Raw genomic sequence first — 23766 nt, forward strand, 5'->3', positions numbered from 1 at the left:
GACCTGACGATCAAAAAACCAGCTATAGTTTTATTTACTTTTTATTAACCAAAGGGGTTTAAGGATGAACCCAACTCTGGTGTGCGTAGGTTGCGCTTTATTCAGTTGGCCGCTGCTGGCTGCAGATTGTGCAGACCTTGAAATCAAACTTAACGCATTGGAACTGCAACTGAAACAAGGCTATCGCCTGAACGAATTGCCAAAATTACAGCGACAACAGCAACTTTTGTCGAGCCGTTTTCAGCGCTGTCTCGACCAGCAGCAGGCGAAATCAGCTCAACACAGTCAAGCCCGCCCAGCCAAAACGCCAGCCCGCAGCAACATGCCTTCTGGCCCGGCTTTTTCCGCCAGCCAGCTCCAACTAAGCGGCCCCTATCAGGGTGAACAGCAACAAGCCTGGCTGCAGTACTACCAGCCACCAGAACGTTGCTACGGTGTACGGGACACGGCTCAAATCGCCTGGTGTGCTGAACAGCGGCAACGGGCGAAAGCGCAGTTTGACCGACAATGGCAGCAAAAACTCGCGAAATCGCTACCTGAATGATAAGCTCCGACCAGTTAGATTCCGGAGTCGCAGATGAACGCATTACGCAAGGCCAACTGGCAATTATGGTGGTTTGGGTTTCGTTACATTCCCCTGATTGGTTTTTGTAAACCAAAAATTATCGAGCTGGATGACCAGCGCACCGTGATCCGGATGCCGCATCACCGTCATACCAAAAACCATCTGGGCAGTATTTATTTTGGTGCTTTGGCCATAGGGGCCGATTTAGCCGGTGCTTTTCTGGTGTTTTACAAAGCCCGCCAGCGTGGTTTGGCCATCCACTTTGCTTTTAAAGATGTCAAAGGTGAGTTTTTAAAACGCCCTGAAGCCGACGTGCATTTTGTCAGTAATGACGGCGCCTTAATCGATCAGATGATTGAACAGTCGCTGCAGACAGGCGAGCGCGTCAATCAGTCGGTAACTATTAACGTGACCTGCCCGTCCTTAAACGGCGATGAAGTAATGGCCCGCTTTGAACTGACCCTGTCTATTAAAGCGAAAAAACGCTGAAAGGTTGGCAGCGCTGTCACTGAAAGCTAAAATCGCCTTTTGGCTATTACAGCAGACAGAGTCATGCAGGACTTACCAGGTAATCTCTTTATTATTTCGGCACCAAGCGGTGCCGGCAAATCCACGCTGATTAATGCGTTACTGAAAAAACACGCCGATATGCAGCTGAGTGTTTCGCATACCACCCGGGCGCCACGTCCGGGCGAAAGCAACGGTGTGCAGTACCACTTCACCGACGTGCCCAGTTTCAAACAGCTGATTGAACAACAACAGTTTCTCGAATGGGCAGAAGTGTTTGGCAATTACTACGGCACCTCTAAAAGCGCCATCAGCGACCAGCTGGCTCGTGGCATTGACGTGTTTCTGGACATTGACTGGCAAGGCGCCCGTCAGATGAAAGCGCAGCTGCCATTTATCAGCAGCATTTTCATTCTGCCGCCAAGCGTTGCCGCATTAGAGCAGCGTTTGAACCAGCGTGGCCAGGACAGCGCCGACGTGATCGCCGGCCGGATGGCTCAGGCCCGGGCAGAAATCAGCCACGCGGACGAATACGATTTTTGGATAGTAAATGACAATCTGCAGCAAGCCTGCGCCGAGTTTGAAGCAGTGGTCCTGAGCCATCGTCTGAGCAAAGCCAAACAGATGCAGCGCCAGAGTGCCTTACTGTCGGGCCTGTTGGCGAATCCGGCCAAATAGAGTAGACTATGCGGTCTTAATTTGAACCTATATCACTGGAGTGGCAGATGGCTCGCGTAACAGTTGAAGATGCAGTAAATAAAATTGGTAACCGCTTTGATTTGATCCTGGTCGCCGCACGCCGTGCCCGCCAGCTGTCAGTGGAAGGCAAAGAGCCAATGGTCGATCCGGAAAACGATAAAGCCACTGTGATCGCACTGCGTGAAATCGAAAAAGACCTGATCACTGAAGACATCCTGAACCAACAGGAACGTCGTGATCAACTGCAACAAGAAGCGTCAGAAATGGCCGCTGTTGCAGCGATCATCGGTTCAGACGACGACTAGTCTCGCATCTCCTTTGCCAACGGCGCCCTGCCGTTGGCAACTGCTCTAAATCCACGTATATTCAAAGAGCACGCCCATGCGTGGTTGTCTGGGGGAGTTCTGAATGTATCTGTTTGAAGGCCTGAAGCAGCAAATCAGCGCGTATTTGCCACCAGAGCAAGTGGCTCAGGTGCAGCAGGCTTATGTGGTTGCGCGTGATGCGCATGCCCCGCAAATCCGCTCCAGCGGCGAGCCTTATATTACCCATCCCGTAGCAGTGACCAGTATTCTGGCCGATATGCGGATGGACCATGAAACCCTGATGGCCGCCTTACTGCATGACGTGATTGAAGACACGCCCGTCAGCAAAGACGAACTCGCCAACCAGTTTGGTACTACAGTGGCCGAGCTGGTGCAGGGCGTCAGCAAGCTCGACAAGGTGAAATTCAAAGACTTAAAAGAATTTGAAGTCACCAACCTGCAAAAAATGTTTATGGCGATGACCCAGGACATCCGGGTGATCCTGATTAAACTGGCCGACCGCACCCACAATATGCGCACCATAGGTGCCCTGAAGCCGGAAAAACGCCGTCGTATTGCCCGCGAAACTCTTGAGCTCTACGCCCCCATCGCCAACCGGCTGGGTATTCACCATATTAAAAACGAGCTGGAAAACTGGGGCTTCAAAGCACTCTACCCTATGCGTTACCGTGCGCTGGAGACTGCGGTCAAACAGGCCCGTGGTAACCGCAAAGAAATTATTGAAAAAATTCAGAACGAAATTCAGCAGCGTATTCAGGATGCCGGCATTGACGCCGAAGTGGCTGGCCGGGAAAAACACCTGTACAGCATCTACCGCAAGATGAAAAGCAAAGAGCTGATGTTCAATGACGTGATGGACATTTACGGCTTTCGGGTGCTGATCAACAGCATCGACAACTGCTATCGGGTGCTCGGCGTGGTGCACAACCTGTACAAGCCGATCGAAAGCCGTTTTAAAGATTACATCGCTATCCCGAAGCAAAACGGTTATCAGTCCCTGCACACCTCCCTGGTGGGCCCACACGGTATTCCGGTGGAAATTCAGATGCGCACCCAGGAAATGGACGAAATGGCTGACAAAGGGGTGGCCGCGCACTGGTCCTACAAAGGAGCGGGTGAAGCACAAAACACCACAGCACAAATTCGGGCCCAGCGCTGGATGCAAAGCCTGCTGGAACTGCAACAAAGCTCAGGCAACACCTACGAGTTCGTCGAAAACGTCAAATCCGAACTCTACCCGGATGAACTCTATGTCTTTACGCCCAAAGGTAAAATTGTTGAGCTGCCTATAGGTGCCAATGCAGTAGATTTTGCCTACACAGTGCATACCGACATCGGCAACCGCTGTGTTGGTGCCCGGGTAGACCGCAAACCTTACCCGCTGAACAAACCGCTGGAAACAGGCCAGACCGTCGAGATTATTACCAGTCCGGGCGGTAAACCCAATGCCAACTGGCTGAACCATGTAGTCACCAGCCGGGCAATTTTAGGTATACGCAACTACCTGAAAAAACAACAAATAAGTGAAGCCATTACGCTGGGACGCCGCTTGCTGACCTCAGCATTGGGCGACACCAAACTCGAATCCATCCCGATGGAGCGCATTGAGCAGGTGCTGCAGAGCACCACACAAAAATCGCTGGACGAACTCTTGGTGGAAATTGGTCTGGGCAATCAGCTGCCGATCGCCATCGCCCGTCGTTTATTGGGCGGCTTTGAATCCGGTGACGAACAGCCACTGTCGCTGACACCAAGCGATAAACCTAAAGCGCTGATCATTGGCTCGGAAGGCATGTTGGTGACCTTCGCCAAATGCTGCCGCCCTATCCCGGGTGACGACATTGCCGCCAATGCCACGCCAGGTAAAGGCCTGAACGTGCACCGCGTGGAATGCCGCAATATCCGTGGCTGGGAAAAGGAACCGGGTAAATACTTCCCGGTGCGCTGGGATAAAACCGGCGATAAACAATTTCTCGCCTATATCCGCGTATTTATCGTCAACAAACAAGGCATGCTGGCCAAGCTGACCACAGTGATTGCGTCGCAGGATTCCAATATCCAGGACCTGGCCACCGACGACCGCGACACCGGCGAATACGTGATTAAGATCACGCTGTCGGTGAAAGACCGGATCCACCTGGCCAATGTGATGCGTAAAATCCGGGTCTTACCGGATGTGATTAAAGTGTACAGAAGGAAGTAACCCCAGATGTCTAAAGTCATCATCAGTACAGACAAAGCTCCAGCCGCCATTGGCACCTACAGCCAGGCGGTCAAAATTGGCACCACAGTGTATCTGTCCGGTCAAATTCCGCTGGAGCCACAAAGCATGCAAGTGGTATCGGACGATTTCGCTGCTCAGGCCCAGCAAGTGTTTCAGAACCTGGCCGCCGTATGCCAGGCCGCCGGTGGCAGCCTGAATGACATGGTCAAAGTGAATATCTTCCTGACCGACTTAAGCAAGTTCGCCACTGTAAATGAAATTATGAGCCAGCATTTCAGCGCCCCTTACCCGGCTCGTGCAGCAGTGCAGGTCAGCGCTCTACCGCGCGGCGTTCAAATCGAAATTGATGGCGTGATGGAAGTCCCTTCAACCAATTAGCGGTACTAAGGCAGGTTGTTTATGCGGTGCGGGCTGTTGTTGTCTTTGTTGCTCTTCAGCCCTCAGCTTTGGGCCGAGCCAGTTCAAGCTGAACTGACCTGGTGTCTGGATCACTTTCCGCGGTTTCATGCCTATGAAAACGGCAAGGCCCCTTATGGTCCGTCTGTTGACCTGATGCAAGAGCTGGCCAAGCATGCCGGATTTACCCTGAAATACACCACCAGGACGCCATCCGCCCGTTGTTTTCGTCAGATTGAAACCGGCGAAGTCGATTTGATGAGCAACCTGAATTACACCGAGGAGCGGGCCAGCACCATGTGGTTGCTGCCTTACAACGAACGCATCCCAGAATCATTGTATCTGTTGGGGTCGGACAGCCGTTCCATCCGCGAGCTGACTCAGCTCACCACGCTGCGGATTGCCACAGTACGCAACTACACCTACCACCCCAGTCTGATGAAAATGATGAGCGCATCTGCCCGCCACGTCCAAATCGACAGCATTGCTACCGGTTTTGAGATGCTGCTGCGGGGCCGGGTCGATGGCCTGGTGGTTCCCACTCAGAGTTCGCTGGATGTGATAGCCCATAACGCCGGGCTGCACTATAAATTCCGCCGTGCCGCTGTGGATTTCTCTGTGGAGGAAAAACGCTTTATCAATATAGGCTTATCGCGCCACAGTCCGCATCTGCAATTAAAACCACAGATCGAAGCTGCCATCCAGTCCATGATCGCCGACGGTACAGTCAAACGCCTTTATGGCTTTGACCCGCTTAAGCAAGGCCCAACCTACCTGGTCGAGCATTGATGCGCCGGCTGTTATTGATGCTGCCATTGGTCAGCCCCGCTTTGCAGGCCAAAGAACTGCTCTGGTGCCTGGATGATGTGCCTGGCCGCCATCACTTCAACGGCCACGACTTCGAAGGCCCGACCGTCGATGTAGTCCGCCAGCTGGTCCATTCTGCCGGTTTTGAGCTGGCATTTACTCCTCCCACTCCCTTGCCACGTTGCCTGCGACTGATGGAACAAGGCGAAGTGGACCTGATGGCCAGGTTAAATTATTCCGCCGACAGATCCCGCATTATGCACCTACTGCCTTATGGCAAGGCGCAGCCGGAACTGCTGTACCAGGCCAAACAGGCCAAAGCCATTCAAAGCAGGCAGGAGTTGATCCATTACCGGCTGGGCGTGGTACGGGGTGCCGTCTATAGCGCGCCTTTATTGAAGGATCTGGTGGAGCTGAAAACCGTCGAAATCGGCTCGCTGGCTCAGGGGTTTGCCATGCTGATGGCTGGCCGTATCGATGCGATGGTCGCGACCAAAGCGCAGGCACAGGACGTGTTGGCCGCGGAACCGGACTGGGCATCACAGGTAAAAACCGCGCCTTTGCAGCTCGCCAGAACGGTCGAAGGTGCTGTCTATCTGGGGTTATCGCGGCAACGATTGACCGATAACGAACTGGCTGCACTGCAACAGGCGCTCAGCCATGACTGAGCGCAAATCCTCTATTGTTCCTGCCAAGCCTGAACAGGTAAACTGAAGCCATTCAGTACCTTATCAGGGCTTATTTTGACCGTTACCGCTTTGGATGCTGTGGCTATCCATCAACTGAAAGGCGTGGGTGCTAAAAATGCCGACTTGCTGCACAAACTGGGGATCCAGAGCGTGCAGGACTTGTTGTTTCACCTGCCACTGCGTTACGAAGACCGCACGCGGATCTATCCCATAGCCCAGCTGATGCCTGGTATCCAGGCCACTGTGCTTGGCGAAGTGCTGACCAGTGAAGTGGTGTTTGGCAAAAGACGCAGCTGGCTGGTCAGCATCCGCGATGGTAGTGGCATTCTTACCCTGCGTTTCTTCCATTTCAGTGCAGCGCAAAAAAATGCGGTCAGCCCTGGTGTTCAACTGCGCTGCTATGGCGAGGTCAAACGCGGCAGTCGTGGCGTGGAAATGATGCACCCGGAATACAAGGTGCAAAAAGACAGCCATGAACCGGAAATGGCGGAAACCCTGACGCCCGTTTACCCCACCACTGAAGGGTTAAAACAAGCCAGTTGGCGTGCTCTGACCGAACAGGCACTGCAGTACCTGCAGCGCAGCAGCCCGGCCGAATACCTGGCACCGGTATTAGGCCCACAAGCCTGGTCGCTGTCGGACGCCTTGTTGTATTTGCACCGGCCACCGCCAGATGCCTCGCTAACTTTGCTTGAGCAAGGCCAACACCCGGCGCAGCAGCGGCTAATTTTCGAAGAACTGGTGGCCCAGCAACTGTCGATGCTGCAACTGCGTCAACAGAGCCGTCAGCAACAGGCCCGTTCATTTCGCATCAACAACGTGCTGGAGCAGCAACTGCTGGCCCAGCTGCCTTTTGCGCCCACCAATGCCCAGCAGCGGGTGGTGCAGGAAATTCGCACCGATTTAGCCGGGCATGCACCGATGTTGCGGTTGGTGCAAGGCGACGTTGGCTCAGGCAAAACCCTGGTGGCCGCCTTATCAGCCCTGACAGTGCTCGGCAGTGACGCCCAGGTCGCCTTGATGGCACCGACTGAGCTGCTGGCCGAACAACATGCCAACACCTTCAGGCGCTGGCTGGAACCTTTGGGCTTTCAGGTCGCCTGGCTGTCCGGTAAAAGCAGCGCCAAACAAAAGAAACTGCAGCAGGACGCCATCGCCAGCGGCGAGGCCAACATGGTCATTGGTACCCATGCGCTGTTTCAGCAGCAGGTGGAATTCAGTGCCTTGGCTTTGGTGATTATCGACGAGCAGCATCGCTTTGGGGTGCATCAGCGGCTGGAACTGCGGGAAAAAGGCGCCAATACCGGTTTTTACCCACACCAGCTGGTGATGACCGCTACGCCGATTCCGCGAACTCTGGCGATGACCGCTTACGCCGACCTCGACACCTCCATTATTGATGAGCTGCCCCCCGGCCGTACCCCTGTCACCACTGTGGCGATTCCCGATAGCAGGCGTGGCGAAGTGACAGAGCGGGTGCGCCAGGCGGTGCAGCAAGAAGGTCGCCAGGCCTATTGGGTTTGTACCCTGATTGAAGAGTCAGAGCAGCTGCAATGCCAGGCCGCCGAAATCAGCGCAGTCGAGCTGGCCGAAGCGCTGCCGGAACTCAAAATAGGCCTGGTGCATGGCCGGTTAAAATCTGCCGAAAAACAACAGGTGATGGACGCCTTTAAGCAAGGCCAGCTGGACTTGCTGGTCGCCACCACAGTGATTGAAGTCGGGGTCGACGTGCCCAACGCCAGCCTGATGATTATTGAAAACCCGGAGCGGCTGGGTCTGGCCCAGCTGCATCAGCTGCGGGGCCGGGTCGGCCGCGGCAGTGCTGTCTCCCATTGTGTACTGCTGTACCATGCACCATTGTCCGCCACAGCGCAGGCCAGGCTGGCGGTGCTGCGGGAAAGCAATGACGGCTTTGTGATTGCCCAAAAAGATCTGGAGATCCGTGGCCCTGGTGAGTTACTCGGTACCCGCCAGACTGGCCAGGTGAACTACCGTATTGCCGACCTCAGCCGAGACGCCGAACTGATCCCTGCCGCACAACAAGCAGCGCAGCAGCTGCACCAGCATTATCCGCAGCATATGGCGCCGCTGGTACGACGCTGGTTGGGATTTAAAGAAATTTACGCCCAGGCCTGATCCTGTCGCGTCACTTTGATAGGCTTAGTCAAGTTCCGCCATCCATAGGGGAAATCCATGTTCCGGATTATAGGTCTTGATCATCTGGTGTTACGAGTGCGGCACTTGCAGCCGATGCTGGCGTTTTATCAGCAGCTCGGCTGTGTGTTGGAACGGGTTGAAGAGGAGCAAGGTTTGTATCAGCTGCGCGCTGGTGCCCAGCTGATTGATCTGGTACCGGTTGACCAGCCGTTAGGGGCAGCAGGCGGAGAAGCACCAGGGCAGACGGGGCGGAACCTGGAGCACTTTTGCCTGCAAATTCAGCCCTTTGATCCTGCAGCTATTCAAGCCTGGTGCCAGGCACAGCGAATCCCCTGTTCCCCGGTGGCCGAACGTTATGGCAGCTTGGGTTTCGGCCCCTCGCTTTACATTCAGGACCCTGAAGGCAATAGCATTGAATTAAAAGCCAGCCGTTAAACCGCTGACTTTTTCTTCTTCAGCTGCAACGCCGCATCTGCGCTATACAGCAATAAAGCAGCCCAGATAAAACCAAAGGTCACCAGTTTGCTGTCGGTCAGCGGCTCGTTATACAACCAGACGCCAAACACAAACATAAAACTTGGGCCTATGTACTGGAAAAACCCCATGGTCGACAGCTGCAAGCGTTTGGCGGCCGCAATAAAACACAGCAGTGGCACTGTGGTCACCAGACCTGCGGCTATCAGTATCAGATTCAGGCTCCAGCTGTTTTGCGTCAGGTCGGCCGCACTGCTGTTGGCAAATTGCCACAAATACCAAAGCGCCAGTGGGGCCAGCAGCAAAGATTCGACAAACAAACCGGTAATGGCTTCCACAGCCAGTTTTTTGCGGAATAAACCATAGAGCGCGAAGGTGCCAGCCAGCACCAGAGCAATCCAGGGCACTGAGCCAAAAGTCACTAATTGGATCACCACTCCGGTTACCGCCAGCGACAGCGCCAGCCACTGAAAACGGCGCAGCCGTTCGCCAAGAAACACCATGCCCAGCAGCACGTTCAGCAGCGGGTTAATGTAATAGCCCAAACTGGCATCCAGCAGATGGTGATTGTTGACTGCCCAGATAAACAGTCCCCAGTTGGCCCCTAAAATCAGTGCAGTACCCAGCAGCGACAGCACCAGTTTGGGCTGACGCATCACGGCCAGTACTTTTTCGCCCTGGCGCATAGCCCAGACAATCAGCACCAGCAATAGCAATGACCAGACTATTCGGTGGATCAGAATTTCTTCGGCGGGCACAAAATCAATTTGTTTGAAGTACAGAGGCGCCAGGCCCCATAAGGTGTAGGCAGTTGCAGCAAAAGTGCCGCCAATTTTCTGCGCCGGACTAAAAGACATAGGCACTACTCAGCAGGAAAACGGAACGGCCGCTATTGTACTTGAGCCTGCCGCAGCACCACAGCAGAAAAAGCCAGTTCTGGCCGGAAACTCAGTGTTTTTGCCCGAAAAGCCGACTTTCCGCTACAGCAGCTTTTGCCAGTAACCAACATCCAGCCATTGCTCAAACTTAAAACCCACCTGACTGAAGTGCGCCGTTTTAGCAAAACCGCATTTTTCGTGCAGTTGCACGCTTTGCCGGTTCGGTAAGGTAATGCCACCTATCACAGTGTGAAAGCCCCGCTCTTTTAGCCGCCCCAGCAGGGCCATATAGAGCTGGCTACCGTAGCCACGGCCAGACAGGTCCTGTTTTAAATAGACGGTACTTTCAACCGAAAAACGATACGCACTGCGCACCCGCCACAGGCTGGCATAGGCATAGCCCAGCAGCTCCCCCTGTTCCAGCAGCACCAGCCAGGGCAAGCCAGCCTGCTGAACATCGGCCAGTCGCTGCGCCATTTGCCCGGCTGTGACGGCCTCTTCTTCAAAAGTGACACAAGTATTGAGTACATAATGGTTATAAATCGCGGCTATCGCCGCGGCGTCCGCGGCCGTGGCCTCTCGCAGCTCAGTGGTTGGATTCATTCGCGATTACTCCGCCTTGCTCATGCTGACAACGAAATTGTTCATTATGACTGCAGTTTTATAGCCTGATCCGCGAGCGTCGCCAAGGGCGATGTTCGCAGCAGGATTATTGTCGCAGAGCTCAGGGAGTGAAACTTTGTTGCAGCTTCTGCCCGGCCCTTCGCAGAGCTCAGGGCGTGAAACTGGCAGCAAGCCAAATTGTTGGCTTGCTGAAAGACCATTCTGCCCGGCCCCTCGCAGAGCTCGGAGCGTGAAACTGGCGGAACGCAACATTGGTTGCGTTCCGAAAGACCGTTCTGCCCGGCCCTTCACAGAGCTCAGGGCGTGAAACTGGCGGAACGCAACATTGGTTGCGTTCCGAAAGACCAGTTTCACCCCACCATATAGGTTCCTGTGCCGAGGGCCAGGTGGTGGCCGGTTTCGTTGTGTAGTTCCATCCGGCAGACACAGACTTTATTGCCAGAGCGGATCACTATGGCGCTGGCAATAAACTCGCTGCCGCGGCCAGGGCGCAGGTAGTCGGTGCGAATGTCGATGGTGCTCATTTTGCCGAACTTTTCCTGCAGTTCTGCAGCAGGCACATCGCCCAACCGGCTTAACGCGCTGGATACCGCCATCAGGCCACCAACCACATCCAAGACTGAAGCAATGACGCCGCCATGCAGAATTTGTTGCACAGGATTGCCCACCAGCTCAGGTTTAAAAGCAAAACGCACTTCCGCCCTGCTCTCATCAAAGCCAGTGACTTTCAGCCCCAATAATTGATTAAACGGCATCTGGTCAAACACCTGGGCTATATAAGGCAATAACTGTTCTGGCTGCATCCTTTAATTCCAACTAGTAAGAGGAGTTTCACAATAGCCAATACTGCCCTATGAAACAAGGCACTATACCAACTAAGACAGCGCCGCAGAATTTCAGTACAATGCCCGCCTTTCAACCACAGCACCGCAGCATGTCCGACACCGATTTATACAATCTGCTGAAACAGGCCTTTGGCTACAGCCAGTTCCGTCATGGCCAGCTTGAGGTCATTCAGGCCTGCCTGAGTGGGCAGGATTGTTTTGTGCTGATGCCCACAGGTGGCGGCAAATCGCTGTGTTATCAGTTACCTGCCTTAGTGCTGCCGCAAGTGACTGTGGTGGTGTCGCCGCTGATGTCGCTGATGAAAGATCAGGTCGACGCGCTCAAAGCCAACGGCATAGCCGCCGAATTTCTTAACAGCAGCATCAGTCGTGAGCAGATGCTGGACGTGCTGAACCGGCTGCGCTTTGGCGAATTAAAACTGCTGTACCTGGCGCCCGAGCGTTTACTGCAGCAGGACTTTATGCAGCGCTTGCAGGATGTGGGTGTCAGTTTATTCGCCATCGACGAAGCGCATTGTATTTCGCAGTGGGGCCACGATTTTCGGCCGCATTACACGGCCCTGGCGCAGCTGAAACAGCAGTTTCCTCAAGTGCCTGTGATGGCGCTGACCGCCACCGCAGACCCAGCCACCCAAAAAGACATCCGTCAGCAGTTGCAACTGCAGCAGCCTTTTATTTCGGTCGGCAGTTTTGACCGACCCAATATCCGTTACACAGTGCAGGAAAAATTCAGCGCACTGAATCAGTTGGTCAGCTACCTGAAAACCCAGGAGCAACAAAGCGGCATTGTCTACTGCAACTCACGGAAAAAAGTCGATGACCTGGCGCAGCAGCTGAAAGACAAAGGTTTTGCCGCCGGTGCTTACCATGCTGGCCTCAGCCACGAAGAGCGCATGCACATTCAGGACGCCTTTAAACGGGATGAACTGCAACTCATTGTCGCCACAGTGGCTTTTGGCATGGGTGTGAATAAATCCAATATCCGCTATGTGGTGCATTTTGAATTACCACGCAGCATTGAAGCCTATTACCAGGAAACCGGCCGCGCTGGCCGTGACGGCGTGGCCGCCGAAGCCTTGATGCTGGTGGACCCGGCCGATATAGGACGGATGCGTAACTGGATAGCTCAGGATGAAAGCAGCCAGACCGAAGTGATACTGCAGCGTTTTAACCAGATGGCAGCCTTTGCCGAAGCTCAGACCTGCCGCCGCCTGGTGCTGCTGAACTACTTTGGTGAAGCCAGCCACCAGCCTTGTGGCAACTGCGACATCTGTATCGACCCGCCCAAACGTTTTGACGGCAGCGAACTGGCGCAAAAGGCACTGTCCTGTGTGTACCGCGTCGGCCAGAGTTTTGGCATGAACCATGTGATTGACGTGTTACGTGGCAGCCAGAACCAGCGCATTGTCGAATTAGGGCACGACAAGCTGTCGACTTATGGCCTCGGCAAAGAACATTCGCACGATTACTGGCTGAGCATACTGCGCCAGTTGGTGCATTGTGGATTAGTGCAGCAGGACATCAGCCAGCACTCGGTGCTGAAGTTGTTACCAGCGGCCCGCCCTGTGCTGCGCAGTGAGCAACAGTTGCAGCTGGCCGTGCCGCGGCTGATACCGGGCAAAAACCAAAGCAAAGCGAACGTCAACATGTTGTACGACAAAGCCTTGTTCGCCCGGCTTAAAGCACTGCGTAAGCAACTGGCCGAAAAAGCTGACGTCCCGCCTTTTGTGGTGTTTTCCGACGCCAGCCTGATGGAAATGGCGCAGCAATGCCCCACCACAGCGCCGGAGTTCCTGGCGATCAGCGGCGTCGGCCAGACCAAGCTGGCCCGGTACGGCGCAGAGTTTCTCGACTGTATTGCTGATTATTTGGCAGGAGACTGAGGCGGCAGGCTGGCGAAATACGCCGCCAGATTGGCAATATCTGTATCGGTTAAGCCATTGGCCATCGGCGACATCACGGCATGTTTGCGGCTACCATCGCGGTAGGCAGTAATGGCACTTTGCAGATACTTTTCTTTTTGACCGGCCAGATTCGGATAATCCGGCATCACCGAGGTGCCGTCAGCGCCATGGCAGGCCGCGCAGACGGCAGCTTTGGCCTGGCCTGCTGCTTTGTCCTGCGCCACTGTGGTCAACGGGGCCATCATCAATAGTAAGCCTGTTATTACTAGGGCTGTCTTTTGCATCCTTACTCTCCTTGAGTTCTTTTTCTTTGTTTGCTTTTCCACCATTAAAGAGCCAAGTCCTTGTTTATACAAGTGAGTCGCGGCAGAAAAACCAATTTGCCGACAAAAACCTTGAGCCGGCACAGCCAGAGGGCGACAATACAGCCTGATCCAATGCCAGCGGTGAGCTCAGTGCAGTTACAGAATACCTTTACCGATCAGTTGGGCGATTTAGGCAGCCCGGTGGCCGTCAGCCCTTTTGCCGAACCTAAGTTGCTGCTGCATAGCCCGGAAACAGCCCGCCTATTAGGTTTGGCTCCAGAGTTCTTTTTGCAGCAGGACGCCGCCGACTATCTGTCTGGTAAAAAGCTGTGGCCGGGTAGCCAGCCTTTTGCGCAAAAATACACTGGCCATCAGTTTGGCCAGTACAACCCGGATTTAGGCGACGGCCGCGGTGTATTGCTGGGCGATCGGCTCGGCACCGACCTGCAGCGTTATGAGCTGCATTTAAAAGGCGCAGGCCGCACCCCCTATTCCCGTTTTGGTGATGGCCGTGCTGTATTGCGCTCCAGTATCCGCGAGTTTTTAGCCTCCGAAGCCATGTTTCACCTGGGTATCCCAACCAGCAGAGCCTTGAGCCTGGTCGGCAGCACCGAGCCGGTTCGGCGTGAAACCACAGAACAAGGCGCGATGCTGATCCGCGTCTGCCAAAGTCATATCCGCTTTGGCCATTTTGAATATTGTTTTTATCAGGGTGGCCAGCAGGCGCTGCAGCGGCTGGTCGACTTTTGTATCCAGCAGTATTTTCCGGACTGTGCCCAGGCCATTAACCCGGCCCAGGCGTTACTGCAGCAGGTGGTGCTGCGCACGGCCCGCTTAATAGCACAGTGGCAGGCGGTTGGCTTTAACCATGGGGTGATGAATACCGACAATATGTCGATTCTGGGTATCACCTTTGACTATGGCCCTTACGCCTTTTTGGACGATTACCAGCCGGGTTATATCTGCAACCACTCGGATCACAGCGGCCGTTATGCCTTTGACGAGCAGCCCGGCGTGGCGTTGTGGAACCTGAATGCGCTGGCGCATGCATTTTCGCCCTTAGTGCCCGCCGAAGACTTACGCCAGACCCTGGGCTTGTATGAAGCCGAGCTGGTGAGCAGTTACATGCAGCTGATGGCGAAAAAACTCGGCCTGGATCAGTACCGTGAGACTGACCGGGCCCTGATTGGCCGCTGGTTGGCCTTGCTGCAAAGCCAAAAGCAGGATTACAGCCTGTCGATGCGCCGGCTCGCGCAGTTCAGTGCCGACAGCAAAGCCACGGCGCTGCGTGACCATATGCTGGATACAGCCGCCTTTGACCTTTGGGCAGACGAGTACCGGGCCCGGCTGGCTGACAGCGCTCTGGCAGAGCAGGCACGGGTTCAGCAAATTGAACAGCACAACCCCTTGTATGTACTACGTAATTACCTGGCACAGCAGGCCATCAGTGCAGCCGAACAAGGCAATACCGAGCCGTTGACCGCGCTTTTTAACGTGCTGAAACAGCCCTATACTGAGCAGGCCACTCAGGCCGCATTCGCCGCCCCACCACCAGACTGGGGCAAGTCGATGGAAATCTCTTGCAGTAGCTAGGCCAATGAAAACCAATAGTTTTATCGTAGAACACCCCCAGGAATCGCCACAGATCTATCTGACCCCGCTGCAGCCTCTGCGGTTCGAGCAGTGGTTGCAGTGTAAAAGCTGGTTCGCCGGCACCGCCATCAACGCCCGCGAGCTGCAGTACGGTGCCGATTTGGTCGAACTGCAGCTGCGTTATGCAGGTGAAGCTTTTACCCTGCATTACGAAGATTACAGTGAAAGCTGCTGGGTAAGCGCTGACACCGCCGCCGCGACCATGTTATTGTCTGAATTAGCTAATCTATTCAGACAGTTGGAATTAACGGGGTCTTAATTGAATAATCGCTGGGTCGCGTTTTTCAGCCTGCTGTTCTGGCTGGCATTGGTGCCGCCTTGCCAGGCATTTTTTGCCGAGCTGACTAAGTTCGACAAACAGCAGGCCAAGCTGGACCTGACGCCGACCCTCTACATGCAACAAACCGACATTGACACCCGGCTGGAAGAGCTGGTGTCCGATCCGGAGCGCCACCATGGCTTTCGGCTGCTGGGTGAAACAGGCCTGACCCGGATCAGTACTGACAAAGCAGTCTGGCTGTTTGCCCGGCTGGCCTATCAAGGCCAAAGCCCGGCGGATACCGTGCTGCACTATGATTTCCCGCTGGCCGATCAGGTCGAAGTGTACAGCTACGATCGCAGCCGCAATGAAATTCAGCTGCTGCACCGCACCGGCTCACAAGTGCCGTTTTTAGAGCGTGGCCTGCCTTACCGCAGTTTTGCCTTTGGCTTTCATTTTGAGCCAGGCCAGGAGCTGGATGTGTTTATCCGGGTACTGGACGCCGGCATAGTGCCACTGCAACTGACCTTATGGCAGCAGCAAGACTTTGTGCTGGATCAGCTGTATAAAAATATTCTGGATGGGCTGCTCTGTGGCGTGTTGCTGCTGATGGCCTTTTACAAAATCGTCCTGTTTGCCGCCAACCACGAACGCATTTACCTGTATTTTTCCGGTTTCTTTTTTGGTAGTGCTTTGGTGCTGGCCATTCTGAACGGCCTGGCCTTTGCGGTGCTCTGGCCTGGTTACCCGGAAATTAATCAAGCCATTTTGTATGTCGCCACAGGTGCAACGCTGGCCTGCCTGAGCCTGTTCAGCTGGGCTGTGATCGAAAAACCGCAGTTCCTGCTGGGCCGTTTTTGTTTTGTATTGTGTCTGCTCAGCGCCTTGTTGCTGCTGTTCAGCCCATTGTATCTGAGCAACACCGACCGCTACTGGTTACTGCTGGTCAGCATAGGTTTTTCGGTGCTGATCAATGTCAGTTTCGCCTGTTGGTATGCGCTGCGTGGTGGCCGCGCCGCACAGGCTTTTGCGCTGGGTTGGTTTTTGTTTTTTGGCTGCATTTTACTGCTTGCCCTGTCGCAAACCGGTTACCTGCCAGCCAAACAGTCCTGGCAAGCCTTATTGCTGATGGCGGTAACCGGCAGTATGGGGCTGATGAGTTATAACCTGCTGAAACAAAGACGGTCTGCTGGAGACACGCCTGAGCAAAACTCACAACTGAAGCAATTGCAGCAATACCACGATATTTTCCACAACGCAGTGGAAGGCCTGTTCACCTCCACCACTGACGGCCAGCTGATCACCGCCAATGCCGCGCTGCTGGCTATTCTGGGCTATGACTCGCTGGCACAAATGAAAGCCGACGTCAGCCGCAGCAGTATGAGCCGTTATTATGCCAACCCGGCCGACCGGCAACGTATGTTGCAGCAGCTGCAACACGACGGGAATAAGAACTTTGAAATTAAAGGTTTACGCTCAGATGGCACACCTTTTTGGGCGCTGATGTCAGCACGTTTGTCGGTGCACGATCAGGAGCAGTTGCCTTATGTGCATGGCTCAGTCATTGATATCACCGAACAAAAACGCAACACCGAGCAACTCGATTATCTGGCCAATCACGACAGCTTAACCTCGCAATACAACCGGCATTTTCTGCTGGGGCAGCTGCAACAGCAACTGTCGCAACCGGCCAGTGCGGTGTTGCTCTATCTCGACATTGACCAGTTTAAGCTGATTAACACCACCTGCGATCACAGCGCGGGTGATGCGTTGCTTTGTCAAATCAGCAACCAGCTGCTACGGGTACTGGCGGGTCGCGGCATTCTGGCCCGGCTGGAAAGCGACGAATTTGCCGTGCTGTTGCCAGGCCAAAGCAGCCAACAGGCCTTTGCACTGGCTTACCAATTGCTGGACTGCGCCAAAGAATACCGGTTTATCTGGCAAGACAGTGTATTTAACATCAGCCTGAGCATTGGTATGGCCGACAAACTGCCGGATGAAGTGAATGTTGAGCACTGGCTGAAACGTGCTGACGCCGCCTGTTTTGTGGCCAAAGAGAAAGGCCGCAACCGCATTCATTTGTTTAACCCGGACGATGACGAGCTGATTAAACATCAGAAAGAGGTGTTGTGGCTGAAACAATTGCGCCAGGCCCTGGCGCAGGACCAGTTTGTGCTGTACAGCCAACAGGTGCAGGCGCTGCAGCATCAGGACAACGGGCTGCACTATGAGTTGCTGCTACGCATGCAGCTGGACGACGGCAGCCTGATCCCTCCGGGTAGTTTTTTAACCTCGGCTGAGCGCTATGGCCTGATGCCGCAAATTGACCGCTGGGTGCTGAAGCAGTATTTCCGCTGGCTGGCCAGTCAGCCTGCCCATCTGGACCAGCTGTGGCTGTGCAATATCAACCTGTCCGGCGCGTCGCTGACCGACCCGCTATTTAAGGCTTATGTGCTGGAGTTGTTTCAGATTTACCGCATCCCCTACAGCAAAATTTGTTTTGAAGTGACGGAAAGTATGGCCATTCTGAACCTGCAGCACACGCTGGATTTTATCGCCACCCTGCGTGCCTGCGGTTGCCGTTTTGCGCTGGACGACTTTGGCTCCGGCTTTTCATCTTATGCCTACCTGAAAAACCTGCCGGTCGATTTTGTCAAAATTGACGGTAACTTTGTGCGCGACCTGCTGCAGGACCCGTTTGACCGCGCCATAGTGCAGTCGATTCACGACATCGCCACTGCAATGGATATTCAGACCGTAGCCGAATTTGTCGAAAGCCCGGAAATAGCTAAGCATCTGACAGATATGGGAATTAACTTTGGTCAGGGCTATGGCATCGCCAAACCACAGCCGCTGTACACAAACTAAACAAAACTATATTTAGCGCTCCCTCTTGCGGCGTTCAAATTGGCGTCATTACAATAGCGCCCGCCCCAGTTCCGGGGTCCTTTCTTCGGAGAATCTATGCAGCGGCTGCGTGTTTTAGCGGAGCAGCTCGACGTTGTGTACCAGCAGATAAGTGAGCAATACAGTGCTTATCAGCGTCAGCGTGAGTTGTTTTGTCGTAGTGGTTGTGGTGAATGCTGTTTACACCCGGGTATTGAAGCGTCCGTGCTGGAAATGCTGCCATTGGCTATTAAGTTGTATGACGAAGGCCGGGCCGAGCAAGCACTGGACGATATACAACAGCATCAAAAAGCCGGTTGCTTTTTGTATCAGTCCTTTTCCGAAGACGGCAAACAAGGCCAATGTGGTTCTTATGCGCATCGTCCGGCGGTCTGTCGCTTATTTGGCGCTGCTGGCTATACGGGCCGTGAAGGTCAGGTTGAGCTTTCGGTCTGCAAAGTGATTAAAGCCGACCATCCACAGGCGTTAAAAGACAGCCTGATTGCACTGGAGTCCGACCCGCCGCCAATGATCCGGCACGGTAAAGAGCTGGTACGCCAGGTGGATTACGAGTTGGGTGGCCGCAATCTGCCAGTCAATGACGCCATTAAGCAGGCACTGGAAAAAGTGCTGTTTGAAGGCTACTACGCCAGCATGACAGAACCTGAACCTGTGATCCCTCTGGCAGACCCGCTGGATTACGCGCTGCCAGCCTGATTGATTTCGTCATAAAAAAGCAGCCTTCAGGCTGCTTTTTCTGGTTCTTTTATTGGCGCTGCCGGGGTCGCAGCTCCGCTCTGCGATGGTGGGTTTTCAGCGGGTTTTCCGGCAGGTGCTGTCACAGATTTTTCTAATGGTACAAAGGCCGCCACATTGGCATGAGGGATCAACATCACCTGCTTTTCGTAATACAACACCAAATAACCACTGGTGCGGCTGATTAATTGCACCGGCTGCAGCATCCGGGTTTCCTTGCCACCAGGGTTCATCGGGTAAATCAGACTCAGGCTGAATTCAGGACTGGCTTTGTCCTGGATCTCCTGATAAATCTGCTGAGCTGCAACCAACCCTGAAAAGTAAAGATACGCCATACCACCGAAGACAGCTGACAGCCACATGGGTATCCACCTGGTCATGCGCTGGGTCCATTCCATGGCCCAGGCATAACCGCCCCACCATTGACGGCATTTTTTATCCAGCACAATCAGCGAGAAATACATCAGGAAAAATAACGCTGAAATCACCAGAGAACGGGGATTAACAATAGCGGCAAGTAAAAAGTCCGTCAGTTCCAGATAAGGCAAAATACTGAAATCAAAACGGCTGAGCAGCTCAACGGTTAAAAACAATCCCAATGAACTTGCCAGTAAATAAAATAAGGTGAGCGCCAGGCTGGGATGCTTCAGCAACAGGTGCCGGCTAAAGCCGAGCATATTTTTCAAACTTTGTTCAGCCCGCATAGAATGCGGGTAAAGTGGCTGCTCATCCGGCAGGTTTTCAGCAGACGCCACCGCTGAATTTTCGGCTAATTGAACTTCTGACACCTGAGTTTCCAATCCTTGTTCACTGTGAACTGTACTTTAATGGATTGGCTGCTTAACTGACAAATTTTTAACTTTCAGCCTGATTTTCCTTTGTCACCACCCACGAGTCCGCTTCGCCCGCGCTGTTGCAGTACTTGCCGCGCATAACTGGTGGCGGTGTCGATATGACCAAAATACAACGGCTTATGGGTGTTGTCGTATTTAAAATCCAGCAGTTGTTGTTGCACGTCGTTTAAGCCGACAAAACAGCGCAGTGCGCAGCCATGCTGATCTTCCCAGCCGATAAAGTGCTGCATCTGCGCCAGCGCGTCCGGGGTGGCCAGCGCCCAGTGCTGCATATCCATCACTCGCACCCAAGGCCGACTGCCGAAGGCCTGCACTTGTTGCTGTACCTGACGAATAAGCTCTGTGGTCACGGCCTGGGTCCAGGCGCCCTTGATGCGGCAAATCAGTACCTGTTGCTGCCATTCCAGTTGCAGTGTGTCTGCTAGCTCATGCTCTGTCATACCACCTCTCTGTACCCGCTTGGGTTCTCTGCTAGTCGTCAGCGCTGGAATGGCTTAAGCCATAGCGTTCCAGTTTTTTTAATAAGCCCTGGCGGGAAATACCCAGGGTGCGTGCCGCCTGGCTTTTATTGCCGCCATGCTGCTGCAAAGCCTGCTGAATTAAACGGATTTCCAGTGCTTTTACCTGCTCATCCAATCCGCCAAGCAGCGCGCTGTCGACCACTTCAGTGTCGGCGCCGCCGCCCTGACTGTCCAGATGCAGCAACTGAATATCCGACAACCGGATCACGCCCTGCTGGGCAATAGCCGCCACACTTTCCAGCGTGTTTTTCAGCTCCCGCACATTGCCCGGCCACTGCTTTTGCAAAAACCATTGCATAGCACCGGTTTCCAGCGCAAAGGCCTGACCCTGTTGTTCTTTCAGTTGCTCCAGAAAAAAGCGGATCAGCAGCGGTATATCTTCCCGGCGTTGGTCCAGCGCCACGGTTTCCATGGTGACGCCTTTGATCCTGTAATACAGATCTTCGCGGAATTTGCCCTGCCGCACTAAGTCGGGCAGGTTGGCGTTGGTGGCAGACACCAGGCGAATATCAATATGCTGCATCTCGCGCCCCCCCACCGGGTAATAGCTGCCTTCCTGCAACACCCGCAGCAATTTCACCTGCATCGGCAATGGCATTTCACCTATTTCATCGAGAAACAAGGTGCCACCGTCGGCCAGTTTCAGCAGGCCCTGACGGTCTTTGTCAGCGCCGGTAAAGGCCCCTTTGACGTAACCAAACAACTCACTTTCCAGCAGCTCCGCCGGAATAGCGCCGCAGTGCACCGACACAAAGGCTTTGTCGGCTCTGTTGCTCAGTTGATGCAGCGCTTTGGAGATCACCTCTTTGCCGGTGCCGGATGGCCCGGTCACCAGCACCCGCACCTCAGTGGGCGCAATGCGCTGCACCAGAGTGTGGATACTTTCCATATGAGCGGAATGCCCGGCCAGGCTGGGTAATGGGCTGCTGACCGGCGTGGCCTGACGCAATTGCAGCAGCTCTTTTTCCAGCTGATGTTTGGTGACCGCCCGTTTCACCACCACCGCCAGTAAATCCGGATCTATGGGTTTAGCAATAAAATCCCAAGCACCCTGACTGATGGCTTTTAAGGCTAAATCGCGCTCCGCGTGGCCGGTCAGAATAATCACTGGCCGGCTGGCCAGCTGTGGCACCAGGTTTAATGTATGCTGCGGGTCAAAATGCGGTGGCAAGGCCAGGTCCAACAAAATTAAATCGGCGTCAAACTGGCCAAGCTGCTGCTGAGCTTCCTCCACGCTGGCGGTGCTGACCACCTGATAACCCTGTTGCTGCAAAAATCGTTCGGCCAGCAAGCGGAACGCTGGCTCATCATCCACAATCAGCACTTTGGCGGTTGCGTCTTTGCCTTTAGCCAACATGGGCAGGCTCCTTAGGTAAACTGAATTCAAAAGTCACAGCCCAGCCCAAATCTGCCCGGTGGCAAATCTGGCCCTGATGGGCGTCAATAATACGTTTAATAATGGCCAGCCCCAGACCGCTACCACCCGCTCTCTTGCTGATAAAAGGCCGGAATAGCTGGGCCGACACCGCCGGGTCCAGTGCCGGGCCATTATTGTGCAGCCGCAGCTGCACCTGATCGGCCAGTTCCTGCGCTTCAATACAAAGCTTTGCATCCGGCTGGTTGCGCAAAAAAGCATGTGCGTTATCCAGCAAATTCAGCAATACCTGCTGCAGGCGGTGCGGGTCGGCCCGAAGCCATAATTCAGCCGGAACCTGTAAAATCAGCTGTACCTGCTGCCAGTCAAATTGCTGAGTCAGACTTTCCAGCAGCGGCCGTAGTGGCACCTGGCTGTAATTCAGATTCAACCGGCCTGAATACACCAGCATGTCAGAAATCAGCCGGTCTGCCCGTTTCAGCTGTTGCTGAATATGGCCACGTAACTCAGCGTCGACTCCAGCCGACGCCATCGAAATAATATTCAGCGGGTTGCGCAGTTCATGCGCCATCGAGGCCGCCAGCGCGCCCATTTCCACCAGATGTTGCGACGACAAGCGCTGCTTTTCGGTCTGGGCCAGCTGCAGGCTTTGTTGCAAGGTGGCACAGCGGCTTTGCAACAACGACGCAAACACCTGCACCACCAGCCGCAAGCCGGGTGGTAAGTCTTCATCCCCACTGACCTGGCAACGCCACAAGCCCTGCAGCTCAGTAGCACTGAGCCGTAAACCGCCCAGGCCCAGGTCAATGTCCTGCAGTTGCACCAGCACCTGTTGCCCCAATTGGGCTGTCAGCAGCTGCTGAGCCGCAGCAGCCAGCTCTTGCCAGTCCGCCGCACCGGCCAGCTGCAACTGCCAGCTCTGCAAGATCTGTTCGTCCAGCCTGGCCCCCGGGTAAATCAGCCGCTCGGCCAGTCGGGCCACAGGCCGGTAACAGGCAGCGGTCAGCAACAACACCAGACTGGAATACAACCAGAGCTGCCAGACAGGCACTGTAGCCAGGGTTTGCATACCCAGCTGGCCAAACACCGTACTGATCAGCGCAATCACCAGCAGCAACAACAAACTCATCACCAGCCAGAGCAATGCCCGGTTGGCTATCGCATTGGCGGCCAGCATTTGATAGCGCACCACGCCGTACACCAGCAGCAACGGGTAACTAGGCAACAGCAGCATAGGGTACGGAAACCAATCCAGCCCAAATGACGGAAACACAAAACTGGTGGCCAGCAACAAGCCCCAGCCACCAGCCAGAAACATCGCGCCGATGGAACGCTTTTTATTGCCCTGATGATGGCGCCAGCCATACCAGAGCACCGCATGCGCGGCGACACCCAGCAGCACTGTGTACAGCAGGTTAAGCCAGCCATAACCACTGAACACAAAGACCACGGGCAACACAGCTCCGGGAATAAGCTCACTGGCGCCGAGACTCAGGCTCAGCAGGATCACCAGCACAGAGGCAAAATACACCCAGCCAATAGCGGCTGACAGTCGTTGCAGCCAGGGTCTGTCCTGTGCGCCCTGCCGCACAAACTGAATGGCAAAATGCAGGAAAAAGGTTGGCATCAGTGGGTTAGCCAGCAACAGGCTGCGCCCCAGCACAGGTTGCTGATGCAGGATAAAAATATGCCCCAGACACCAAAGCGCCATCATGGCGCCAAAACCGGCCAACCCGGCCAGCAAGCGTTGATAGCGGGAATGCCACCATAACCAGCCAGCCATCAGTGCAGCACAAGCCGTACTGAGCAGCATCACCAGTTCAAAAATCAGCACCAGCCCCATTTGAAACGTCAACCTTATTGACACTCATCACTTTTTAAATCGTAAACCAGGTTTACAGTTATTTCAAACAACTTTAAAAAAACAATAAAAAACATAAACTTAAGTTTTATTAATTTCTGGCCTGAATTTCGCAATCAGAGAGGGTGAGCTGCAACAGCTGTCAACGGAGAAGATAAATGCCCGACCTGTCGTTACTTATGGCCGAATTTGTAGTACTTG

23 protein-coding genes are annotated in these 23766 nt (G+C 54.3%); 15 read left to right on the forward strand and 8 right to left on the reverse strand.

Going from position 1 to position 23766, the window contains the following annotated elements; all coding sequences use genetic code 11:
- Window positions 1-64 precede the first annotated feature (64 nt).
- The 10 genes from ACFO3I_RS03540 to ACFO3I_RS03585 all read left to right on the forward strand — a co-directional run bounded on the left by ACFO3I_RS03540 (window position 65) and on the right by ACFO3I_RS03585 (window position 8805).
- Window positions 65-544 (forward strand): hypothetical protein, encoded by a 480-nt coding sequence (locus tag ACFO3I_RS03540; RefSeq protein WP_377331807.1) that lies wholly within the window; start codon window positions 65-67, stop codon window positions 542-544.
- A gap of 33 nt (window positions 545-577) precedes the next feature.
- Entirely contained in the window at window positions 578-1054 is a 477-nt protein-coding gene (locus tag ACFO3I_RS03545; protein WP_377331809.1) for a PaaI family thioesterase, read from the forward strand.
- Window positions 1055-1117: 63 nt separating this feature from the next.
- Complete coding sequence (gmk, locus tag ACFO3I_RS03550) at window positions 1118-1750, forward strand: guanylate kinase (protein WP_377331810.1); 633 nt, start codon at window positions 1118-1120, stop codon at window positions 1748-1750.
- Between the two features lie 47 nt (window positions 1751-1797).
- Entirely contained in the window at window positions 1798-2076 is a 279-nt protein-coding gene (gene rpoZ, locus ACFO3I_RS03555; RefSeq protein WP_377331812.1) for a DNA-directed RNA polymerase subunit omega, read from the forward strand.
- Between the two features lie 103 nt (window positions 2077-2179).
- Window positions 2180-4300 (forward strand): bifunctional GTP diphosphokinase/guanosine-3',5'-bis pyrophosphate 3'-pyrophosphohydrolase, encoded by a 2121-nt coding sequence (spoT, locus tag ACFO3I_RS03560; protein ID WP_377331814.1) that lies wholly within the window; start codon window positions 2180-2182, stop codon window positions 4298-4300.
- 6 nt (window positions 4301-4306) lie between these two features.
- On the forward strand, window positions 4307-4699 hold the full coding sequence (locus tag ACFO3I_RS03565) for a RidA family protein (protein ID WP_377331816.1): 393 nt from the start codon (window positions 4307-4309) through the stop codon (window positions 4697-4699).
- Window positions 4700-4720: 21 nt separating this feature from the next.
- On the forward strand, window positions 4721-5506 hold the full coding sequence (locus ACFO3I_RS03570) for a substrate-binding periplasmic protein (protein WP_377331818.1): 786 nt from the start codon (window positions 4721-4723) through the stop codon (window positions 5504-5506).
- A complete protein-coding gene (locus tag ACFO3I_RS03575; RefSeq protein ID WP_377331819.1) occupies window positions 5506-6192 on the forward strand; it encodes a substrate-binding periplasmic protein in 687 nt (228 codons plus the stop codon). Before ACFO3I_RS03570 ends, ACFO3I_RS03575 begins: the two co-directional genes overlap by 1 nt.
- A gap of 75 nt (window positions 6193-6267) precedes the next feature.
- On the forward strand, window positions 6268-8349 hold the full coding sequence (gene recG / locus ACFO3I_RS03580; RefSeq protein WP_377331821.1) for an ATP-dependent DNA helicase RecG: 2082 nt from the start codon (window positions 6268-6270) through the stop codon (window positions 8347-8349).
- Window positions 8350-8406: 57 nt separating this feature from the next.
- A complete protein-coding gene (locus tag ACFO3I_RS03585; RefSeq protein ID WP_377331822.1) occupies window positions 8407-8805 on the forward strand; it encodes a VOC family protein in 399 nt (132 codons plus the stop codon).
- On the opposite strand, the gene rarD is transcribed toward ACFO3I_RS03585, so the two are convergent.
- The 3 genes from rarD to ACFO3I_RS03600 all read right to left on the reverse strand — a co-directional run bounded on the left by rarD (window position 8802) and on the right by ACFO3I_RS03600 (window position 11149).
- The gene (gene rarD, locus ACFO3I_RS03590; protein WP_377331823.1) at window positions 8802-9701 is read right to left on the reverse strand and encodes an EamA family transporter RarD; all 900 of its coding nucleotides are present in this window, start codon (window positions 9699-9701) and stop codon (window positions 8802-8804) included. The two genes, ACFO3I_RS03585 and rarD, sit on opposite strands and share 4 nt — an antisense overlap.
- Before the next feature lie 123 nt (window positions 9702-9824).
- Window positions 9825-10325, reverse strand: coding sequence for an arsinothricin resistance N-acetyltransferase ArsN1 family B (locus ACFO3I_RS03595; RefSeq protein ID WP_377331825.1), 501 nt, complete (start codon window positions 10323-10325; stop codon window positions 9825-9827).
- 371 nt (window positions 10326-10696) lie between these two features.
- The gene (locus ACFO3I_RS03600) at window positions 10697-11149 is read right to left on the reverse strand and encodes a thioesterase family protein (RefSeq protein WP_377331827.1); all 453 of its coding nucleotides are present in this window, start codon (window positions 11147-11149) and stop codon (window positions 10697-10699) included.
- Between the two features lie 101 nt (window positions 11150-11250).
- Between ACFO3I_RS03600 and recQ the strand changes: the two genes are divergently transcribed.
- A complete protein-coding gene (gene recQ, locus ACFO3I_RS03605; RefSeq protein ID WP_377331828.1) occupies window positions 11251-13074 on the forward strand; it encodes a DNA helicase RecQ in 1824 nt (607 codons plus the stop codon).
- On the opposite strand, the gene ACFO3I_RS03610 is transcribed toward recQ, so the two are convergent.
- Window positions 13056-13379 carry a c-type cytochrome gene (locus ACFO3I_RS03610; RefSeq protein ID WP_377331829.1) on the reverse strand — a complete coding sequence of 108 codons (324 nt, stop codon included), beginning with the start codon at window positions 13377-13379 and terminating at the stop codon, window positions 13056-13058. The genes recQ and ACFO3I_RS03610 overlap by 19 nt on opposite strands.
- Before the next feature lie 171 nt (window positions 13380-13550).
- Here ACFO3I_RS03610 and ACFO3I_RS03615 point away from each other — a divergent pair, with 171 nt between their 5' ends.
- The 4 genes from ACFO3I_RS03615 (at window position 13551) to ACFO3I_RS03630 (ending at window position 18915) form a co-directional block, all read left to right on the forward strand.
- Complete coding sequence (locus tag ACFO3I_RS03615) at window positions 13551-14993, forward strand: protein adenylyltransferase SelO (protein ID WP_377331831.1); 1443 nt, start codon at window positions 13551-13553, stop codon at window positions 14991-14993.
- A 4-nt stretch (window positions 14994-14997) separates the two neighbouring features.
- On the forward strand, window positions 14998-15312 hold the full coding sequence (locus tag ACFO3I_RS03620; protein ID WP_377331833.1) for a DUF3630 family protein: 315 nt from the start codon (window positions 14998-15000) through the stop codon (window positions 15310-15312).
- Window positions 15313-18180: an EAL domain-containing protein gene (locus ACFO3I_RS03625; protein WP_377331835.1), complete on the forward strand. Its 2868-nt coding sequence runs from the start codon at window positions 15313-15315 to the stop codon at window positions 18178-18180. It begins immediately after the preceding gene.
- Window positions 18181-18276: 96 nt separating this feature from the next.
- Entirely contained in the window at window positions 18277-18915 is a 639-nt protein-coding gene (locus ACFO3I_RS03630) for a YkgJ family cysteine cluster protein (protein ID WP_377331837.1), read from the forward strand.
- Between the two features lie 26 nt (window positions 18916-18941).
- Here the strand turns inward: ACFO3I_RS03630 and ACFO3I_RS03635 are convergent, their stop codons facing one another.
- The 4 genes from ACFO3I_RS03635 to ACFO3I_RS03650 form a co-directional block, all read right to left on the reverse strand.
- The gene (locus ACFO3I_RS03635; protein WP_377331839.1) at window positions 18942-19742 is read right to left on the reverse strand and encodes a hypothetical protein; all 801 of its coding nucleotides are present in this window, start codon (window positions 19740-19742) and stop codon (window positions 18942-18944) included.
- 74 nt (window positions 19743-19816) lie between these two features.
- Entirely contained in the window at window positions 19817-20248 is a 432-nt protein-coding gene (locus tag ACFO3I_RS03640) for a hypothetical protein (protein ID WP_377331841.1), read from the reverse strand.
- 31 nt (window positions 20249-20279) lie between these two features.
- Window positions 20280-21686: a sigma-54-dependent transcriptional regulator gene (locus tag ACFO3I_RS03645; RefSeq protein ID WP_377331843.1), complete on the reverse strand. Its 1407-nt coding sequence runs from the start codon at window positions 21684-21686 to the stop codon at window positions 20280-20282.
- Window positions 21676-23559 (reverse strand): sensor histidine kinase, encoded by a 1884-nt coding sequence (locus ACFO3I_RS03650; protein ID WP_377331845.1) that lies wholly within the window; start codon window positions 23557-23559, stop codon window positions 21676-21678. Before ACFO3I_RS03650 ends, ACFO3I_RS03645 begins: the two co-directional genes overlap by 11 nt.
- Window positions 23560-23766: the final 207 nt, after the last annotated feature.

Source organism: Rheinheimera marina, from assembly GCF_042654345.1.
Taxonomy (GTDB): domain Bacteria; phylum Pseudomonadota; class Gammaproteobacteria; order Enterobacterales; family Alteromonadaceae; genus Pararheinheimera; species Pararheinheimera marina.

Bases quoted from the DNA above. Each gene is read 5' to 3' on its own strand.
- ACFO3I_RS03540 (WP_377331807.1), top strand. From the start codon at position 65: ATGAACCCAACTCTGGTGTGCGTAGGTTGCGCTTTATTCAGTTGGCCG.
- ACFO3I_RS03545 (WP_377331809.1), top strand. From the start codon at position 578: ATGAACGCATTACGCAAGGCCAACTGGCAATTATGGTGGTTTGGGTTT.
- gmk (WP_377331810.1), top strand. From the start codon at position 1,118: ATGCAGGACTTACCAGGTAATCTCTTTATTATTTCGGCACCAAGCGGT.
- rpoZ (WP_377331812.1), top strand. From the start codon at position 1,798: ATGGCTCGCGTAACAGTTGAAGATGCAGTAAATAAAATTGGTAACCGC.
- spoT (WP_377331814.1), top strand. From the start codon at position 2,180: ATGTATCTGTTTGAAGGCCTGAAGCAGCAAATCAGCGCGTATTTGCCA.
- ACFO3I_RS03565 (WP_377331816.1), top strand. From the start codon at position 4,307: ATGTCTAAAGTCATCATCAGTACAGACAAAGCTCCAGCCGCCATTGGC.
- ACFO3I_RS03570 (WP_377331818.1), top strand. From the start codon at position 4,721: ATGCGGTGCGGGCTGTTGTTGTCTTTGTTGCTCTTCAGCCCTCAGCTT.
- ACFO3I_RS03575 (WP_377331819.1), top strand. From the start codon at position 5,506: ATGCGCCGGCTGTTATTGATGCTGCCATTGGTCAGCCCCGCTTTGCAG.
- ACFO3I_RS03585 (WP_377331822.1), top strand. From the start codon at position 8,407: ATGTTCCGGATTATAGGTCTTGATCATCTGGTGTTACGAGTGCGGCAC.
- rarD (WP_377331823.1), bottom strand. From the start codon at position 9,701: ATGTCTTTTAGTCCGGCGCAGAAAATTGGCGGCACTTTTGCTGCAACT.
- ACFO3I_RS03595 (WP_377331825.1), bottom strand. From the start codon at position 10,325: ATGAATCCAACCACTGAGCTGCGAGAGGCCACGGCCGCGGACGCCGCG.
- ACFO3I_RS03600 (WP_377331827.1), bottom strand. From the start codon at position 11,149: ATGCAGCCAGAACAGTTATTGCCTTATATAGCCCAGGTGTTTGACCAG.
- recQ (WP_377331828.1), top strand. From the start codon at position 11,251: ATGCCCGCCTTTCAACCACAGCACCGCAGCATGTCCGACACCGATTTA.
- ACFO3I_RS03610 (WP_377331829.1), bottom strand. From the start codon at position 13,379: ATGCAAAAGACAGCCCTAGTAATAACAGGCTTACTATTGATGATGGCC.
- ACFO3I_RS03620 (WP_377331833.1), top strand. From the start codon at position 14,998: ATGAAAACCAATAGTTTTATCGTAGAACACCCCCAGGAATCGCCACAG.
- ACFO3I_RS03630 (WP_377331837.1), top strand. From the start codon at position 18,277: ATGCAGCGGCTGCGTGTTTTAGCGGAGCAGCTCGACGTTGTGTACCAG.
- ACFO3I_RS03640 (WP_377331841.1), bottom strand. From the start codon at position 20,248: ATGACAGAGCATGAGCTAGCAGACACACTGCAACTGGAATGGCAGCAA.
- ACFO3I_RS03645 (WP_377331843.1), bottom strand. From the start codon at position 21,686: ATGTTGGCTAAAGGCAAAGACGCAACCGCCAAAGTGCTGATTGTGGAT.